The sequence below is a fragment of the Candidatus Endolissoclinum faulkneri L5 genome, from assembly GCF_000510265.1.
Lineage (GTDB): Bacteria > Pseudomonadota > Alphaproteobacteria > Thalassobaculales > Thalassobaculaceae > Thalassobaculum > Thalassobaculum faulkneri_A.
In genome coordinates, this window is the sequence record NZ_CP006745.1 from 1,446,086 (window position 1) to 1,466,510 (window position 20,425).

The window sequence follows — 20,425 nt, forward strand, 5'->3', positions numbered from 1 at the left end:
CGCTAACTATTTACTGATAGTCTAAAAATTAATAAAGAACTAACCCGAGCAATACATTATCGAATAGGATAAAGTATTGCTCGAATATAATAAAAAATAGCATTTTAAACGCCAATAAACTGCACTAATAAACTAAAAATTTTGCACAAAACGACCAAAATAACCAATTTACTGGTAAGATAATAAAATCATCCGTAATTAAAAAATTACCTATGCCATGACTATTTTACTCCTTACCAACTGTTAATTCCCAGCAGCCTTATTTTCTTTTTGCTATTTAATATCCGCCCCATTAGAAGAAAAAAAATAAAATTTCACTAGTTAGATGGATAATATACAAACGTCATTTTAATTTAAGCATCTTGATTTATATCAACCTGATAAGCTTGTTTTAAATCAATCTCGCCTGTTTCCAAACTTTTCAACAAATTTTCCATCGACATAGCGCTAAATTTTTTTTGGTTGCTATTTACAGCAAGATTTTGCGCCTCGCGAGCTAAAAAATCAGCCTCCGCATTCAGAGGAATAGCCGTACGCCGCTTATCAATCATCTCACGCAAACGATTAGTGCGTGATCTGGATTCATCAACTTTCGCTATTACCTCATCCTTATCCTCTAGCACTGCTTGTTGTAAAGACTGATCGCCGAACTCTAATGTAATGTAACGTGCAAGATCTCGCACAGTAGCAAAATTGAACAGTGCCGTAGTTTTAAGCTCGATACCAAAACTCTCATTAATTTTGCGTACTAATTCTACAGAAATAATAGAATCTGCCCCATAATCAGCAAAACTAGCAGATAAATCTATTTCGTTTGGCTCCAAGTGTAAGGCCTCCGCTACTGATGCAATAAGCTTCTTTTCAATACTGCTATGTACTCCAATAGGTTTTACTTGAGATAGATTGGACGAAGGAGCAACCTCCTGCGACACAGCCTTGATAGGCGCACGAACGAAATTAGAAGCAACAGAGACTATCACTGACTCAGCACCTAAACCATCATCATCACCAGGCAAACCTGCTATGCTAACATTGCTATAACCGGCTTTCGTTAGGGCTAAGCGCCATCCAGCACGCGACAGCAAAGGCCCCCCGGACATTCGGGATTGCGGATCAGAATAACCCCACCACTCTGCCGTCAAGCCAAACGTTAAAGTGTTTATCGCGTGAATACCTGTAGCTTCCTTTAGTACAAGCACTCCATCATCAGTTAAAAGCTGAGCTATATTGTTCAGCGTTTCAGAAATGCATGGTGTCGCATGAACAACATTAGCAGCCAGCACCACATCAACGCTACCATTATCAAAGCCCTGAGCAGCAACTACGCGTGAAATATCTAGAAGCTTTACCTCAAAATTAGGAATGTCAACGAATTGACGACGAGCAGCAACCAAAAAGCTAGGTCCAATATCGGTGAAAATATAGGATACATCCTGATTAGTAAATGGCGCAATTTCGTCTAGAACAAAACCTGTAGTACCACCAGTTCCACCACCAATCTCTAATATCCGAATAGGCCTATTAGGCTGTCGTATTAATTTATCTTGCACAGCAGCAGCCACAGCCCGCGCAGCAAGCCGCTGCAACCAGTCAATCATCGGATTACCCTTATAAATCGGCGCCACCAAATGATCAGAACCATCCGGAAACAGTATACTAGCAGCAGTAATACGCCCTTCTAGCACTTCACGCAAATTAGGTAATGTATGATCAAGTAAAGCAACATAAGGTGCAGTTTCCTTTCCGGCAGCCTCCACCAAAAGTTTCATTTCTTCAGCTGAACCATTTGCCTCCATGCGCAAGGTTTCTATAGCCTTGGCTAATCGCTGCATTTCAGGGATTGGCATTATTGACGGTACACTATCAAGATATTCAGCTAGATAGGCAATAGCATAAGCATCAACTGCTTGCAAACGAGTGCTATCGAAGGTAGCTAATGGTGGCTCATTCCGGATCATTTCTTCGATAGCTTCTGTTACTGGTGTGATAGAAGAACGCACTTCTACGCCCAGCGCAGGGAGCAATGTATCAACTATCTTCATCGCTAGCACACGTTGATCTTTACCAGCCAAGATAGATTCAAACGCCGCAAAACCTTCGGCGGTAGTAATAGGCCAAACTCCCATACGCTTAAGACCAGCCGTCCGCGGATCACCAGCCATGCGCCCAATGTCACCCCACAATCCCCAATCGATTACTCGCGCATTTTTACCAGTTGCCAAAACTGACAGATCAAGATAAGCACTAGCTGCCGCATATGCCGCTTGACCTTGATTTGCCGTATAAGCATTAGAGGAAGAAAAAGCGATCCAAGAATGTACCTCGATACCATCAACGGCGGCCATTAGCGCATCGATACCGCGTGTTTTAGGAGCCAATACACGCTCAACCTCAACCTCACTTTGGTCAAGTATTAGTTTATCTTCCATAACTAAAGCAGCATGGATTATAGCATCAAGAGAACCCACAGCACGAATATCTGATAACGCTAAACGTAGCGCTAGGACGTCAGTAATATCTGCTTGAAGATAAAAGATTTTACCACGAGCAAGCTCAGCAATGCTAGCTTGCTCGTCAACATTTAACGGACGACGACCAATTAACCAAACTGTAGCACCCTGCGTTTCAGCTAAATATCTACCGAGCGCACGACCAATACCACCGCTACCACCAGCAATCAAATATCGGCCATTAGCAACAATACTGTTCCCGGCAACAGTAGACTGAATCTCATTCAAAACCAACCGAGAATAAACACCATCATGTACAATAATTTCAGCATCCTGAGGTGCATCCGGCGTTACATTAATCCACGCAGCACCCTGCTTGGGTTGGCTACCAACAGGCAGACAAATCAAACACAACTGCAGCCATTCCAGCTCACGTGACAAAGCCTTTGCAAAGGCGGTAACGGCAGCTCCTGATGGAGTCTCTTCAGCAACTACTCGCAAGAGCAAACGATTCATCACAAGTCTGTTTGCTGCCAAGGTTTTACACAATCGCATCAGGGCTAGAACGCCATCAGTTCCTTTTCCGCCTACCCCCCCAAGATAAACTATCTCAACTAAATTTTCTGGTATTTGTTCGGTCAAAACATCCGTTAAATAAACAACATTATCATCAGCTTGCAAGATTGCAACCAAAGCATCAGTTAAATCGCGCGAGTAATAGGGATCGACTATAATCACACTTCCAGATCGATTACTAATTGGTAATGCACTTATCTGCACTCTAGTAGGTCGTAGCAAACGAAGAGGAGGTCCATCATAATCCGCTATGGAAACAGTAGGTAACAACACTAATTTATCCAAAGTAGCTACTGTTTCTCCCTCGGTATCTAGGAGGAAAATATCAACTGTTAAAGGATCATCCGCGCCGCGTCTTCGTACCACTGCCCTAACTGCATACGATAATGCACGCCAAACCGTTAACTTGCCGATTGACGCCGGGCGCAAGCCCGAGCCATCTTTTTCTATAACTCCAGCACATGCCTGAAGCGCTGCATCCAAAATTCTAGCATCCAACAGTCCTCTTGACGCATCTGCTGGCTGACTAAGATCACATACTGCGACACCAGTATTTGTTGATAGGCTCTTAATGCGTGCAAAGGACGGGCCATAAACAACACCAGCAGTAGCTAACATAGTATAGAATTCTGAACTATTAATTGTATGTATAGTTATAGGTATAGTCTCTTTATTCGCCACGGCAACTACATTGCTAATAGCAAAACTAGCAACCGCATCTTCATCTCCAAAAAGAATTGATACATGATTGCCTTTTCGTCGCAAATCAACTAACAAACCCTCAGAACTCACTTTAACAGTACGACGCCAACTTACATCCGTTACAGCGAAAGGAAATTTTAAGCCAAGCTTCCGCACAGCTTCAGAAATCAATAAAGCACCAGCGGCGATAGTCTCTCCTTCGACAATATGATCAGCTATAAGCGGATCGTTTATTGAACAAACCTCATGTATTGTACTAGGCACATTAAAAGCCGGATCATGCCGAGTACTAATCCAACAACGCCGCCGCTCAAATGGCGTTAGCGGTAATCCGATACGCCTAGCTCCAGCAGGCAGGACAATATGCCAATCAACATTTTCACCCCCGATCCAAGCACGACACTGCGAAGCAAATAAACCAAAATTATCTAAATCTTTTCCTTCAGCAATTAAGCAAAGACCAGCGATAAGAGTCAGACGATCAGCAGCTACAACAACTGCACGTTGCTTCATTGCTTCTCGCCCCTCAACTAAGGTAAAGGCAATATCAGCCAAATGCGTATCTGACTTCTCCACAAATTTTGCCAATTGCGCAGCAACAACTTTCAGTAAGTTGATAGTACGAGCAGAAAGCAAAAAAGGCAAAGCTTCATGTTTTATAATTTTACGGCTCACAAAAGGCGGAGCATCAACAATTAAATGAGTATTCGCCCCGCCCGCACCAAATGAGCTGATCCCTGCTCGTAGAGGCGCGCCATCAGCCGCTTTCCATGTTTCGTTCTTAGTCACTACGCGGAAACCACTACCTTCTATACCAAGATCAGGATTCAACTTAGTAGCATGCAAGCTAGGGGCCAAAGTATGGTGACGCATCTGCAACAACACTTTTGCCAATGCAGCGATCCCAGCAGCAGATTCCAAATGGCCTATATTTGACTTAACTGATCCTATTGGACAATTAACTACATTACCAAAAGCACGCTTTAATCCAGTAATTTCAATTGGATCACCTAAAGCAGTACCTGTACCATGCGCTTCGACATAAGAAATACTACTCGGTGTTATCCCAGCTCTATTGAAAGCATCGGAAATTAACTGACCTTGAGCTACTGGATTAGGTACGGTGAAGCCACTAGTACGACCTCCATGATTAACAGCACTTGCTCGAATCACTCCGTGTATGCGATCTCCGTCCATCTTAGCACGGGCTAACGGCTTTAATAGAACTGCTCCAGCCCCTTCACCAGGCACGTATCCATTACCGCCCTCACCAAAACTACGACAACGACCGTCGGTAGAAGCAAAACCTGCCTTACTTAACACCCAATATTTCATCGGATGAAGGCTGAGATTTACCCCGCCTGCTATAGCAACAGTACAATCCCCTGCTGCTAACGCACGCAAAGCAGAATAAATAGCGGTAAGCGAAGCAGAACAAGCGGTATCGATAGCAACTGAAGGACCGTGTAAATTAAGAAAATGAGAAATTCTATTTGCGGCATTCCAGTATCCAGAAGAAGTAATTGCTAATTCTCCGCGTACCCGTGATTCAGCTGCAAAGAGTTGATAGTCACTGTGCATCAAGCCTACAAAAACGCCTCCCTTGCGTAAACTAGGATTAGGATCAGACGAGAATAAATTAGACCTAGTATAACCAGCGTCCTCCAAAGCCCACCAAGCAACTTCTAGCATTTTACGAGCCTGTGGATCCAATGCCTCTGCTTCTAGTGGAGCCATATCGAAGAAAAGCGGATCAAACATATCCGCACCGTCGATAAAACCACCCCATTTACTATAGCTAGTAGAGATATTTTCCCTGTCAGGATCGTAAAAACCCTCAAGCGACCAGCGATCGGCAGGAATCTCTCGAATCAGATCAGCACTAGATCTAAGATGTTCCCAAAACACTTCCAAATCCTCAGCTCCTGGAAAAATACCTGCGATACCAATAATCGCTACATCACTATCTTCACGGTCAGCCAGATAGGTGTCAGTAGGAGCATGAGTAAACTTTGAGGTTTGCGGGGGGGTAATAGTGTGAGAAGGCATTGAAAGTCTAGTTGGTTTAAACATAGCAGCCAATTCAGAAGCTTTATTATGATTAAGATAACTTGCAATTTCACCCGGAGTTCGATATTCAAAAAATAAAGTCTTTGGTAACGCACCAAGATCTCGCTCCATAGCCAAATTCAAGCGCGTAATCATCATACTATCAATGCCGTACTGCTCAAACGGCAACTCAGGATCAACTCGATTAAGAGGTATAGCAGCAACCTCAGACAATATTGAAGCTATGTAGGTGGTAGCATCATCGATTGAGGGCGTAAGCTTACGCACTGCTGGCAGAGCGATAGGTGTGATAGACGTTGACAAACGCATCAATCCAGCTGCTACGTCACCAATACCGTGAAGAACAAGAGGCGTAACCTCACCGCTCTGAGCAGCACTCCATAACAAGTTAACACCTAACTCCGTAGATAATGGTTCTAACCCAGCTTCTTGCTTAAGCATATTTACTAAATCATCTGGCACAGTCATGCCGCCACTCTTCCATAGCGGCCATGCAACACAAAGAGTATTACCTGGGCCTGATCTAGTTGTAGCTAAACTCGCAACAGCAGCATTAGCAGCACCATAAACTGCCTGACCAAAAGAACCAAACTCAGCAGCTGTAGAGCCAAAAACTGCAAACAATTTAATGGGATCATCGCGAGTAGCCTCGTCAAGCATAATAAAACCAGTCACTTTTGCAGCAAATACCTCGTCAATATTAGTTAAAGTAGTTGCAGAAAAAATTCCATCCAATTGCTTACCTGCCAAATGCAATACAGCGCTAATCGCCCCAAATTCGCTCCTAATTCTTTCTAAAGCAGCATCTAAAGCATCTTTATCAGTAACATCAGCGATAACAACAGGCACTTCAGCCTTCCCTGCACGACGAGACAACAACACCGGCCTTAATCCAGCATGCGATAAGACACTTGCTAGTTCAGAACCTAAACCACCAAGACCGCCACTAATAACTACTATAGAATCAGACGCTAGAGGAGAAGACGAAATAGTCGTAATAGACCCAAGATCGTGAAGCATGCGTCTTTCAAGTCTATTGTCTAAGGTGATACGTAAATCCTCAACGTAAGTAACATCCGGAAAAGCTGGCAATTGAGCGGTATTAACTGCTCCAGAGACAAGGGCAATTCGCCAACCAACATTTTCCACCAATATCGCACGCAAAGCGGCCGCAACTGCTCTAACAAATGGAGCTTCACTATCTCCGTCTAATATCGCCATTAAATGCACTATCGGGGCGCTCGAAAGAGCAGATAGTCCACGCACAACTAGAGATAGCTCAGCCAAAGCTAATTTGCCGTACTCATTAGTCGGCAACTTCACTACTACGCCTAATCTCATTCCAGTGGGCAAATCTTCTAGATTATCAAGCCATTTAGAACCAACTTCGACTATTCTGTCAAGCATTGGCGATCTTCGTTCATCAGCGGCAATCCAACGCGGAGCATATAAGGTAGTCAAACAAAGGTCATTATTATTATCTTCCATTCTTCTCGCTACTAATTTATCCATTTTTACGAGCGACTGCCCATCCTCGTTAGCGATAGTAATGTCAAATAAGGCACCCGAAATATCCCGTCTTAATACCTTTGCAAGAACCTGAGCTGGAGTACTTTTTTCATTCGTTAACCATACTATACGCCCCAGCGCATGAGGTACGTAAAGCCCAGCCGGTGAGCCGCCACCACCCTCTTCAGTTCCTACACCAATCCCAGCAGCTGCTTGCATGCCAGCATCAATGATATCAGCTGTTCGAGATGTGGCTTGCACATCAGGAGACAAACTAGCCCAAACAACTTCTTCACCGACATGAATTTGGTTTAAAATAGCAAAACGCGGGCCGTAAGCTATACCACGCACCTTAGAGATCGAAAGCAAATAGCTACCGTCAATTTGAGCGGCAGTTAAGTTAGTTGTATCAATCACCTGAGATTGGTAAGTGCCATAATCAACACTCCCCTCAACAACCAATACATCGCCTCGATTCATACGAAACTTATCACCATTCATTACAAAAGTAAGAAGAAGATTGCTCCCTTCGACTTTTACTGGACTATGCCATACCAAATCTGCCAAGCAAGTAGGAAGTGACCCATTCTTAGCCATAATGGCTAATCCAATTAACTCGACCATCGCTGCTGCAGGCAGCATAGGTTTGCCATGCACTCGATGTTGATCAAGCCGCCAATTAGTTACAATTAAGATAATAGTTACAGTATTACCATCCACTATCAGTTGCGGATCAACCATTGAACTAGCTTGCATCACTTCGCGACGGATCGGCTGCCAATAACTTTCCCGGGCAAATGGATATCCGGGCAAGGAGACTAAGCGCCAACTACTACCCGGGAAACACGGAGCAAAATCAACTGTATTTCCAGCTAGATAATCAATTTCAGCATCGCGCAAAATTCTAGGTATACTCGTAGAAAAATCATGAGTATCCTTAAAAAGGACCCTACCATTATTTCCCATGCGAAGAGCTTTAACTAGCTCTTCGCATCCAGCCGCAATCACTACACGCCGATACCGAAAATGCTCGCGTCTCAGAGCTAGTGTATATGCTATATCGCCTAATCGATGATTGGCCTGCTCCACATAATCAGCTAATGCTAAAGCTATTTTATTCAAGGCTTCATTAGTCTTAGCTGAGATTACAAATATCCATGGACCAGGAATATTATCTTCACTTATGGCTACTTCTGGTGCTTCCTCTAACACCACATGAGCATTAGTACCGCTAAAACCAAAGGAGCTAACAGCTGCTCGACGACGCCCGCCTTTTACATCATCTATACTCCATGGCATGGTTTTTCTAGCAACGATTAGGGGGGAAGAGTCAAAATCAATATGCCTATTAGCCTTTTCAAAGAATAAGGAACGAGGAATAACTCGATTTTCTAATGCAAGCACCGTCTTTATCAATCCAGCTAATCCAGCAGCAGCCATCGCATGACCAATATTAGTCTTTACAGAACCGATGGCACAAAAGTGCCGTCTAGAAGTCTCAGGCGCAAAAGCATCGTTTAATGCCGCAATTTCTATCGGGTCACCTAATCGAGTACCTGTTCCGTGCGCTTCCACAAGAGTTATACTATCCGCCGAAACACTCGCTTCCTCCCAAACACGGCGCTCTAGGGCAGTTTGGGAAACTGCGCTCGGAGCCGTAATGCCGCTAGTGCGGCCATCCTGATTAATGCCAGCACCAAGTATTAAAGCCCGAATACGATCGTTATCGCTCTCAGCATCAGCGAGACGTTTTAGAACCAAAACACCTACACCTTCTCCCGGGACAAAACCGTCTGCTCGATCATCGAAAGCGTAACAAACGCCAGTTGGTGATGCCATGCCAGCATCAGACAAATAAGCTAGAATATCCTCAGATAACAAATTACAGCCAACGCCCGCAACAATAGCTAGGTCACATTGACCAGTAAGTAAACTATCACGAGCAAGGGATAAAGCTACCAAAGACGATGAACAACCCGTATCAATTGGGAAAGTTGGACCACGCAAGTCAAGCAAATATGCCAACCGTGCCGATAAAATAGCCATAGATCCGCCGATTGTTTGCATCGCCGGTGTACCGGGAGCTACATAACTATTAGCTGAAGATCCAACAAAAACACCAGTACGACTTCCAGCAATACGCTCTGAGCATAATCCAGCATCCTCAATAGCATGCCATGCCTCCTCCAGCAACAAACGCTGCTGCGGATCCATAGTAAGCGCTTCAGCGGGAGTAATTTTAAAAAAAAGCGGGTCAAACTGGTCGAAATCATCAATTAATCCAGCCCATCGCGCATAAATAGGTGTCGAGGTATTACAGCCACCGTCAAAGGTTTCAGGGATAGAAAAACGTTTAATTGGCCTGATTGCACAATGACCATCGCGCAAATTACGCCAAAAAATATTTACATTGGGAGCGTCAGGAAAGCGTCCAGCCAAACCAATTATAGCAATTCTTTTATCACTTTTATCAAGCTTGGTAGAAGCAGGTATCAAACTCGGCAGAGAAGTTGAGAGTATCGGAGTTTCTATAGATGTTACAATATCACCTGACTCAGTATCAGGAATAATGGGACCAAGACCTTTTATATGATTAGCTAACACATCCACCGTTGTATAGCTAAACAAGTCAGTGGAACGCAAAGTCACCTGAAAACGCTCAGCTAAACTTTGTGCAATCTGAGGTGAAACAATAGAATCAACGCCATAATCAGCAAACGGTAAGGAATCATCAATACTATCAGGTGCGCGACCTAGAGCTTCTGCTACTATCTGCCTCACAGTATCTCGCAAACCAGTTTCTGAAAAGTTAGTTACAGTATCTACCAAAGAATTAGATGAAATAGGTGGCACAAAACCAGCTGACTCTACCCCAGTAACAGACTTAGATGAAATAGGTGGCACAAAACCAGCTGACTCTACCCCAGCCTTTAAAGAAATAATAACTACCTGTGAAGCATGATCGGGTACATTACCCGGTGCTAGTTCAGCTATGACGTCTAGCCCAGCCTGATGTAGTGCTAAGCGCCAGCGTGCTAAATCAAGCAACGGTCCACCAGCCAACCGCTTTTGAGGATCTTCCGAACGCCACCATCCCTCAAGCAATCCGAAAGTCAGCGTAGCAAATGCCTCAAGTCGTACATTTTCGTTTAGTATAAGTATCCCGCCAGGACGCAATAGCTTCCATACGTGGGACAAAGTATCATCTAGCCTGGCTGTTGCATGTAGCACATTAGAGGCAACAACAATATCAAAACCTTGCTCGATAAAACCCTGTTCTATCGGATCTTGCTCAATATCGAGCACTGCAGCGGTCAAATTAGGAGCAGAATGAAATTTTTCCCCATGTCGCACAAACCCAACAGATAGATCTGTATAGCAATAAGACAATCGCTCATCTGCATTACCTAAACGTAATTTAATCGCCTCTGTGGTCGCTCCGGTTCCCGCACCTATCTCTAGTAATGATAAGTACTTAGATCTATTGTAAAGACTTGCAACGGTTTCAGCAACCAAAATGTTTGCTGATTTTAATCCAGGTTGATGTTTATAAATCGGCTCCACTTTCGCGGCGGAACCATTGGGAAATAGAACATCAGTACCTAATAGCTCACCTGCTAAAACCTTTGGTAGTGCATCAATGCAATCTGCCATCAGTAAAGCTACTGCCTTACTAATGTCATCGCTAGCAGCAAACTCCTCTAATCCATCGTCCTCGCTATCAAATATCGTCTTGCACCAGCGAATATAACCGTTTGGTCGCCGCTCTGCCGCACCAGCATCAATTAGTAAATTAAGCACCGCATTAGCCAACTTATTTAGTCGAGATGGTGTACCAAAACGAATGATAGCTTGAGTTAAATTTTCTTCTGTGCCCGGCAAGCCAAGTAAGGCATTTTTCTTCATAACACGTAGCAAACGTCTATTAGCGATCGAATCAACTACTGCATGGCGCTCTAAGCTATCGCCTGGTAGACTATCAGCTAAATTGCTAACTTGATCAATAACATCAACAGGCTCACCTAATGCTGAATCTAGATGATCCATATCCCCCAGCGCTCGCCAAACAGATGCGGACAGGGAAGCTGCTACAAGCGGAGTATCGCATTGCATCAACAACGCAGATTCAAAAGAATCAAAAGCAGCATCTTCAGGTATAGGAAATAACCCATCTTTCCTTACCTGAGCAAGTAGTTCAGGCCTCCAGGACTGATTAGCCCAAAGCCCCCAGTGAACTACTTGAGTGTTTGCATCAGCCAAACCACTTTCAAATGCACATTGAGCTGCATAAACAGCTTGACCAGCAGCACCGGGAAAAGCAGCAAAGGCACCAATAGAAGAGATCACTACCAAACGCCCCTCGCCAACTTTCTTAAGAGCATCCTTGACAGCTATCCCACCCGCAGTCTTAGGGCGTAAACCAGACAACATGTCCGATTCTGGCATAGCAGATAATCGACCAAATACCGGATCAACTACTGCCTGAATTACCAGATCAATACCGCCAAGCTTATCCCGTGCTGTGCGTAAAGCGATTTCGGCTGCCAAAGAATCAGTTAGATCGCTCGATAAACCATGTACCTGAATACCCTTGGCTAGCAAAGTTTCTAAATAAGCTGCACGTTCCTTCTTAATTTCTTTCCGACCAACAAGAACAATATCTGCCTTCCAGCGCTCAGCAATACGATTGGCTAAAACGCGACCAACACGACCAAAACCACCCAAAATAACAATCCGATGACCAAAACTATTAGCTTTTCGAGGAACAATAATTTTCTTTAAACGCTGTTCAAACCGCTTACCATTACTCAGTACAACCATTTCGCCTGATACACTGCCAGGCTCGGTCAACAGAACTTCAATCGCTGTATCGTTATCACAATCAACAGCCCGTACTATCACCTTGTCGATCTCTCGATCTAAAGAGACCTTGGCCAAAGCTATAAGACCACGACGCACCGGATCGTCTTTAGCGCCTGGAGCCAAGATCAAGACATCTAACGAGGCCTCCTCAAGAGCGCTCAAAGCGCAAGCCATACTACGAATCAAACGAGCACCCCTGTCAAGAGCGTTAGACGCATAATCAGCAGGAAGATACAAAACAATCCTTCGCAAACCTTTTGTCGCAGCAACCCAAGATGTTATAGCAAGGGAACTAACAACCTGCTCGCGAGTAACAACAGTACCACTACGAATAAGCCAATCTGATACTCGGTCAAGCAAATCACCATTTCCAATAATTAGCGTCGGACGTAAGTCAACCTCACCTACTGAAGAAGTACAATATTCTTTCCAAACTAATCGCCGTAAGCAAACCGGTGGATCTTTTTGTTGAACAATTGGAGACTGAGTTGCAGAATCAATTGCATGGAGCGTCAAACCGTTAAGCTGCATGGCTATAGCGCCATCATCGCTGACAACAGATACATCAACCACCGATTCTGCACCGCAGGATAAATCATTATTGAAGTAAGCAAGTAAATGCATAGGTAGAGCAGGTATAGGCATCAAGACCGATAATTCATGCAGCCGGACTGGCATGAGTGTGCGTGCATTGTCCCCATCTTTTGTAGCTACAACAGCCACTGCCGACTGTATCGCAGCATCCAAGGCCCGCAACCTCGGAAATGAAGAATTGCTTAGATCCACTGATCCGACAGCTGCATTTGGCGCAAGGCTTAAACGATCAAAGCCTCGATAACTCGGCCCCAACCAAACGCCAGGAGCTGGTTCAGAGACTCCACCTTCAATCTTAGTTACTGCAGCTGCTTGAATCGCAAGCAATTCAGAAAAGTCAACTCTCTTATTTATTTTATCTGGCGAGCAACTTGCACCAAAGGAAAAAACGGTTTCACCACCTTCTAATGTAGCCAATCCGCCAGATTTATCTCCACCGCTTAGGATCAGCACCGCACCTTCTTTACCAACTATTACTGGTCGCAGCCAAGCTATTTCATTGATTTTATCACCAAATTGATCAAGCACAATATCTAGCAAAGCAGCAGCATGCAAAATTGACTGATTCCCAACACGATGATCTCCTACTTTCGGATCGTCCATAGACAAAGATAAACGCGTTGATTGCACAGCATCTACTTCAAAAGCCCAAAGCGATTCGCGAGCTAAAGGCTGATCTGGTAAATCCAGAGAGATAATCTTATCTCCAAAAATAGCGTTGCAAGAATCTATCCAATTTTCGCCGCCTCCTAGATAATCCAGCACCACTGGATCAGTGCAAGTTGATGACAAGTTGCACTGATCCAACTCTTTCAATACTTCGCACACCTCATCCAATGAAGCAACAATAGTACCAGCACGCACTGAGTAATGAGAGCGACGAAGCGCCAAGGTTCCAGCAAAATCAGTCAAAGAAACATTTTTGCCTTTCAGCCAATCCAACAAAGAGTTCGCTCTTTTAGAAAGCAAATCAGGGGTTTCAGCAGAAAGCAGCAAAGGCAAAGAGCGGGACGAAGCGTTCTCCGAAACAACAGACGGGCCTTCTGCAATAATTGCATGAACATTAGTACCAGCTAGACCAAATGAATTCACTCCTGCTCTACGCAGATGGCCTTCAATCCTAGGCCAAACTTTTTTTGCTAAAGTTAGCTCCAAAGGCTTCCCAGACAGATCTATTTTCGGATTTAAATTAGTAAATCCAAAAATAGGAGGAATAGCCTCCGCCTTCAATGCAGCTACAATACTTGCTACGCCAACCAACCCAGCTGCTTCGGAAGCATGTCCTAGAACAGACTTAGATGAACCAAGACCAATCGCTGGCAAACTCTCACTGCGTTCTCGAAAAGCACCAAACAACCCAGCAATTTCTACCGGATCACCCAATGGAGTACCTGTTCCATGTGCCTCAATCAAATCAATCGCATCGGCATCAAGTCCAGCACGATTTAACGCAGCACAGATAAGATCAGTTTGGGCAGCACTATTCGGAGCTGTGATCCCGTTACTTCGGCCATCCTGGTTAATAGCCGTAGAGAGTATCACTGCGTCAACGCGATCGCCATCAATCAACGATTGCTCAAAAGGTTTAATAACTGCAGCAACAACTGCTTCAGCGACAACAATGCCGTCAGCAGATGCATCAAAAGTAGCACATCGCCCTTGTTTTGAATGCATTCCTGCTCGCTGCATCAAAGCCAACGCGGTTGGGTTAAGAAACAAACTAACTCCACCAACCAGAGCCATGTCGCAGTCGCCATTTTTAATGCCTTGTACTGCTAAATCTAACGCCACAAGAGAAGAAGAACAAGCAGTATCTACAGTCAAAGCTGGACCACTCAAATCCAAATAGTACGATATCCGAGAAGCTAACAAAGCAGTCAAATTACCGGTCATACCCCAAGCATCGCCAGCGCCATGATCTGAGGTGATAAGCTGCTCATATCCGGATGGCGAAGCGCCAACATATACCCCAACCTTTTTCCCAGCGATGCGTGCAGCAGGATAACCAGCATTCTCCAGCGCTAAATAAGCGCGCTCCAAGAACAATCGCTGCTGTGGGTCGATAGCACTCGCCTCACGTGGCGATAAACCAAACAACTCAGCATCAAATAATTCAATATTTTCAAGGAATCCGCCTACAAAAGTAGAGTTATCAGCCTCTACTAATGGACGTACAAGACGGCGTCGCTGGTCTGAAAGAGGATGCACCAGGCTCTTGCAATGCATCAAAGCATCTGAAAATCCAGATAATGAAGAGGCAGGACCAAAGGCACCAGAAAGACCAACAATAGCCATAGACCTATTAAATGAGGCCCTATCTTGGGATGAGACGATAGTGGGTTTAATGGGCTTGTCAATCATTGACGCAACATAAGTTGCCAATCTAATGGGACTTGGATGAGCAAACACTGTCTCTACCCCAAGCTTCAGTCCATAAGTCTTATTAATCTCCTCAATTAATCTAACAGAGAGCAAAGAACCGAGACCAAGATCGGCGAAGCTGCGTACAGCCTTCTCCGGATCAATTCGCTCGCCCAAAACCTTTGAAATAATTTCAAGTAAAACGCGCTCTAAGTCAACCCGATCTAAATCTTGCTTTAAATGAATCAAACCATCAGCATTCAGATGCTTAGCCCTCTCCAACTCTATCCGCCGATTACTATAAGAAATCATCGCTCTACTCCCATGCTGCTACGATTCCAATCAACCGGTGGTTCAGCTCCTTCATCTAAACGCTCTGCGGTAATAAGTAAATAGCGGATTAGTCCTTCACGTAGAGCGGCACCGAAACCGTCCCATGAATACTGCACTTTCGCAACCAAATCTGCCCCCTCTCCACTCTCCTCTGCCAACATAGTATCTAGCCCAGGATCAATCAAAAAATTTCCAACCTCGCGGCTAGCATCAATTACACGTTCAAGTCGGAAGCGATGCTGTGCAAGAATATCAGCGTATTCAGTTAATGTGCTAGTCCATGAACCTACTTCCGGTAAATGGATTGATTTAGCCGTATCCGCAGCACAATCAATTAGCGCTAATTTCCCGCCAGGACGCAATGCTTGGGCTAGATTCGCAAAAAGACCTTGCTTATCCTCTATATGGTGGCCAACCTCGTAACCAATTGCGAGATCAAAAAAACCTGGAAACAAATCAGTAGCGCTATTGCGATTAAAAATTTGTATTTTTTCGGATAAACCTGCCGTCATCACCCGAGAAGTTGCCATTTGCGCTTGAGCGGGTGCTATTGTATAACCCACGCCATGCAATTTTACATACTTAGTAACTAAATCAATTAGATCAGTTGCGAAACCGCATCCTATATCCAAAACCCGACTAACTCTTTCGAAGGTGATATCGGCTAACAATGTTTCACGCATTTCTAACTGAGCCAATCGCATCATATTTGCATGCTCCGGATGCGCAGTAGGATCACGCATAGTACGAGTCCAAGAAAAACCCGGTACGACCTCAGGAAAAGGCGCTAAAGTAAGATAGATAGGCCCATCACGCGCAGAACCAGCATTAGTCACATAATCATAGTAGCGTGCTACTTCATCACTACTACTGTTTGTTATTGGTGTAAAAGGCATCCCATCAATCGGAAAGGAAGTCGATGCAAAAGAATAACCAGGCAACCAGATCTTATGAGATTTAACTGCAAAAGTTGCTGGGTCAAGACCATTAATAATTGCCTTAGCATTAGCGACATGCAAGTCATCATTATCTACAGACGAAGCAACTGCCAAAGGACCAGAATTCTCTAATAATAACCTTGCGAGTTCAGATAAACTATTCACGACAGCAACCCAACGCACACTCATGGGCTCTTTATTCAAGCAAAGATTACTAGAAACAGCGCAAAGATCCTGATCCAAATTGCTAAATAACCACTTTGCTAATTTTTGCCGCTGGCGAACTAATCCTGCAGCATCCCAACCAAAGACAGGGCAAATCGCAGGAAGTTCTGTCTTTGATTTAACGAAGGACGTATCCGGTGCATTTTCAACAACTACATGAGCTGCTACGCCACCGAGGCCATATGCATGGATAGCAGCATTACGAAATTGATCATTCCAAATTTCAGTCTTATTTGCTAGACGCAACCCGCTACCCTCCATAGCTAGATCCGGTGCTGGAGTTTCAAGAGACAACAAACTAGGACGAAAACCATACTCCACTGCCGCTACTGCAGACATGAATCCAGCAATTCCACCACAAGCATCGAGTGACCCAATAGCTGGCTTTACAGAACCAATTGTCCAATCTACCGCTTTAGCGTTCATGCTAGAAAATGCACTTCGTAAAGCAGCAATTTCGCTGCGATCTCCATGAGATGTACCAGCACCATGAGCCTCCAGATAGCCAATCCCTTCTGGTGTCATGCCAGCATCTTTCCAAGCATCGACTATTGCACTCGCCTGGCTGGTTGAATTAGGAAGAGTTAGCGAAGCTGACAACCCGCCAGCATGATTAACCGCTGATCCAGCTACCAAAGCGCGTACCCAGTCTCCGTCTTGCTTAGCCATACTCCAACGCTTAAGCACAATAACACCTACACCCTCACCACGTGCTTGACCAGAAGCAGCGGCATCAAAAGCACGACAAGCACCGTCCTTCGCCAGGACACCAAGGTTAGCGAGACGAGCAGATTCTACATCAGACAAAAGTAAGCTTACCCCTCCAACCACTGCTATCTCACATTCCTCACTGCGTAAAGCCCGCAAAGCACGGTGCACAGCAACTAATCCACTAGAACAGGCGGTATCTACAGTCTCGCTTGGACCTCGCCAATCAAACACAAAGGAAGTACGATTTGCTACCATAGAAGCAAGAGCGCCAGGCACAGAAAGAGGATCGTTGCTAGAAGGGCAACGTTGCAAGTAACTAGTCGAATACATCGCAACAAAAACACCAATCGATCGGCCACGTAAATCGCAAGGACGTAATCCAGCGTCCTCTAGAGCGTGCCAGACGGTTTCTAGGAACAAACGCTGATGCGGGTCCATCACAGCTGCCTCCGTGGAAGATATTCGGAAAGGAGCCGAATCAAAACATTCTACTGAATCGATAAAACCGCCACGAATAAGCGCTGGCTTAGCTGTTGGCCAACGACCAGAAGGGGCTTCTGTAATCGCTGACTTTCCAGCCTTTAAGTTGTCGACATAAGTAACGAGATCAGATGCACCGGGAAAACGGCAGGCCATACCCAAAATAGCCGCTTTGTTATTATCTGAACAGTTACCTGATGCTATATGTAATTCAAAATCTTTCAGTCCCTCTGCTGTCTCAATTAATTTTGATAGCCCTTCTAAAGCATGCTTGTCTGGTAGTCCAAAGTCAAGTAAACAGGCTACCTCGTCTACACCAATTTTTTTAACATTAGCTAGCATCTCCGTAATGTCTTGCGGAGTACCAATCAAACTGGCGCTGCGCAGATAGCGTTCAAAGGCAAAATCAGCCATTTGATCACGCTGTTCTCCGTCTAATGTCTGTTCTGGAATATTTGTGTTAACGTGAAGATCAAGAGCAGAGCGAACATAACTAGTCATCGGCCCGCGCACTCTCTTCAACAACCTTGAGCGATTCTCGTCAACGTATGAATGAAGCATTAATGTAACACGACCAGTAGCTGGATCAAACCCCGCCTCTTGACGAGAAACACGATAAATCTTAATTCTTTCAGCTACATCTTCCAAGCTGCCACCCAGCACCATTGTCAATATATTGAATCCAGCCCGCCCCGCCCAGTAAAATGTATCAACACTGCCGGTAGCAGCGATCCAGATTCCTGGAGCAGCCTGGCGTGGCTTAGGATAGCTAGTAATCTCGACATCATTACCCTTACCATCTCTACGTCGAACTGACCCTCCAGACCACATTACGCGAAACTCATCTATCCCTTTACGCATAATGTCTTTATTATCAGTAAAATTTTCTGGACGAAGCGAAAAGTCTTTAGGATTCCATCCACTGCCAAAGGCAAGATCAACTCGTCCATCGGAAAGCTGGTCAACCATAGCCCAGGCTTCTACAGCCTCGATAGCATCGTGCAGAGGAAGAATAACACTACCAGCACGAATACGAATACTCTTAGTTTCCCGCGCAACCGCAGCTGCTAAGACTGAAGGATTAGGGTATGGACCACCGAAAGACTCAAAATGCCGCTCAGGTAGCCATACAGCTGTCATTCCTACCTTATCAGCAATTTTCGCCGCTTCTAGTACCAGAGCATAGGGACTTCGTGTTCCATCCCCTGAATCGGCAGAAAAAAACATAAGTGATAAATCTGGCTGAGAATTGTTTATTTTGGCAGCAATAGTATCCTGAGTAGGATGTGAAGATTCAAAACGGCCTAATTTCGATCGCAGACTGACTACCTCAGCCAACAAATCAGCCCGACTGCGGGCTTGATTATATTTAGTCATTAATTCAGCTCCGCAATCAATTTAGTAAATCACTCATTATTAACTCACTAATTATACCTAATTATACGGTGTCCAAAATAACTGAAGGCCTTACAAACAAAACCCAGGAAAATTTTTTCACATGCATTTGTATTTTTCACATGCATTTGTATCACATGCATTTGTATTATTAATTTTCATAAACATTGATTAACTTCTTCCACTTTAGGCTCAGACAAGATTAAATTTGACTATCCAACGATAGAGCTTAATCGAATTAAGGTAAAAATCATTTTTGCCTTAATTTAAATTAAAACTTTTGCAATATCTAACAAAGGCAATAGTAGTAACAAATAAATCCTACATTTTAAGGCTTAACTACAATAATAATCTTTACCACACTATTAAGTAAACATAAGGGCTGATTATACCCCATCAAAGTCCACATCAGCTAAAACTCATAAAACTCCATAGGTAACTTCAGAATATTTTGTTCTACTAACATACTAATCGGATAATTGCAAAATCTTAACCTTACAAGATTAACACTAGCTAGAACATAATCACGTGTTAACCAGCTTTGAAGTAATCGTTTTACCCATAAACAATACATCGATCGCCTTAAAATAACTCCACAAACCTAAATACTTGCTTTTGATTCATTCTTTCCTTGGTTCTAGCAACATGCTATAACATTTTCGTTAGAAAAAAATAGTGCATTTATTCAAACATAGCAAATTACAAACAGCAAAATTGAGCCATTATAAAAAATTAATGGCATGGACATCATATCCGCTTAAAAAATTTACGCAAAAAAAATCTTCTTCCTTGCAAAAAAAATCGCTTAATCTTTTAGCTATCTAAAGTCATTAAGAGCAGGCAACAAAATCAATATTATTAGCATAGATAAAACTATTAGCATAGATAAAAATTAATAAACTTTCAAAGCAATATTTGCTAAGTAGCTATTTACATTTGTTTTATCTATCTAATAGTCTATGGATTATTTTGCAAAATCATTTTGGATCAAAAATGACTGACAAAATGTTTTTTGACTTTAGTCATCGGGATATCAATGATATCATGGCGTTGAGATACTAACTGCTTTATGTAATCACAAGGCATGTAATTTAGGTACTGGCAAGCTTAATACTACTTTAATAACGCTATATACTTCTTAATAGTTAAAAAAATTATTTTACTATTTAACTTCAACAAAATGATCAGCATCAATAATGATAAGGCTAAACAAATTTT

2 protein-coding genes are annotated in these 20,425 nt (G+C 43.8%); both read right to left on the minus strand.

Annotation, left to right across the window (positions count from 1 at the left end; genetic code table 11):
- Nucleotides 1-353 precede the first annotated feature (353 nt).
- On the minus strand, nt 354-15,437 hold the full coding sequence (locus tag P856_RS04440; RefSeq protein ID WP_025300871.1) for an SDR family NAD(P)-dependent oxidoreductase: 15,084 nt from the start codon (nt 15,435-15,437) through the stop codon (nt 354-356).
- Complete coding sequence (locus P856_RS04170) at nt 15,434-19,189, minus strand: MupA/Atu3671 family FMN-dependent luciferase-like monooxygenase (RefSeq protein ID WP_052323035.1); 3,756 nt, start codon at nt 19,187-19,189, stop codon at nt 15,434-15,436. The genes P856_RS04440 and P856_RS04170 overlap by 4 nt, the downstream gene beginning before the upstream one ends.
- Nucleotides 19,190-20,425: the final 1,236 nt, after the last annotated feature.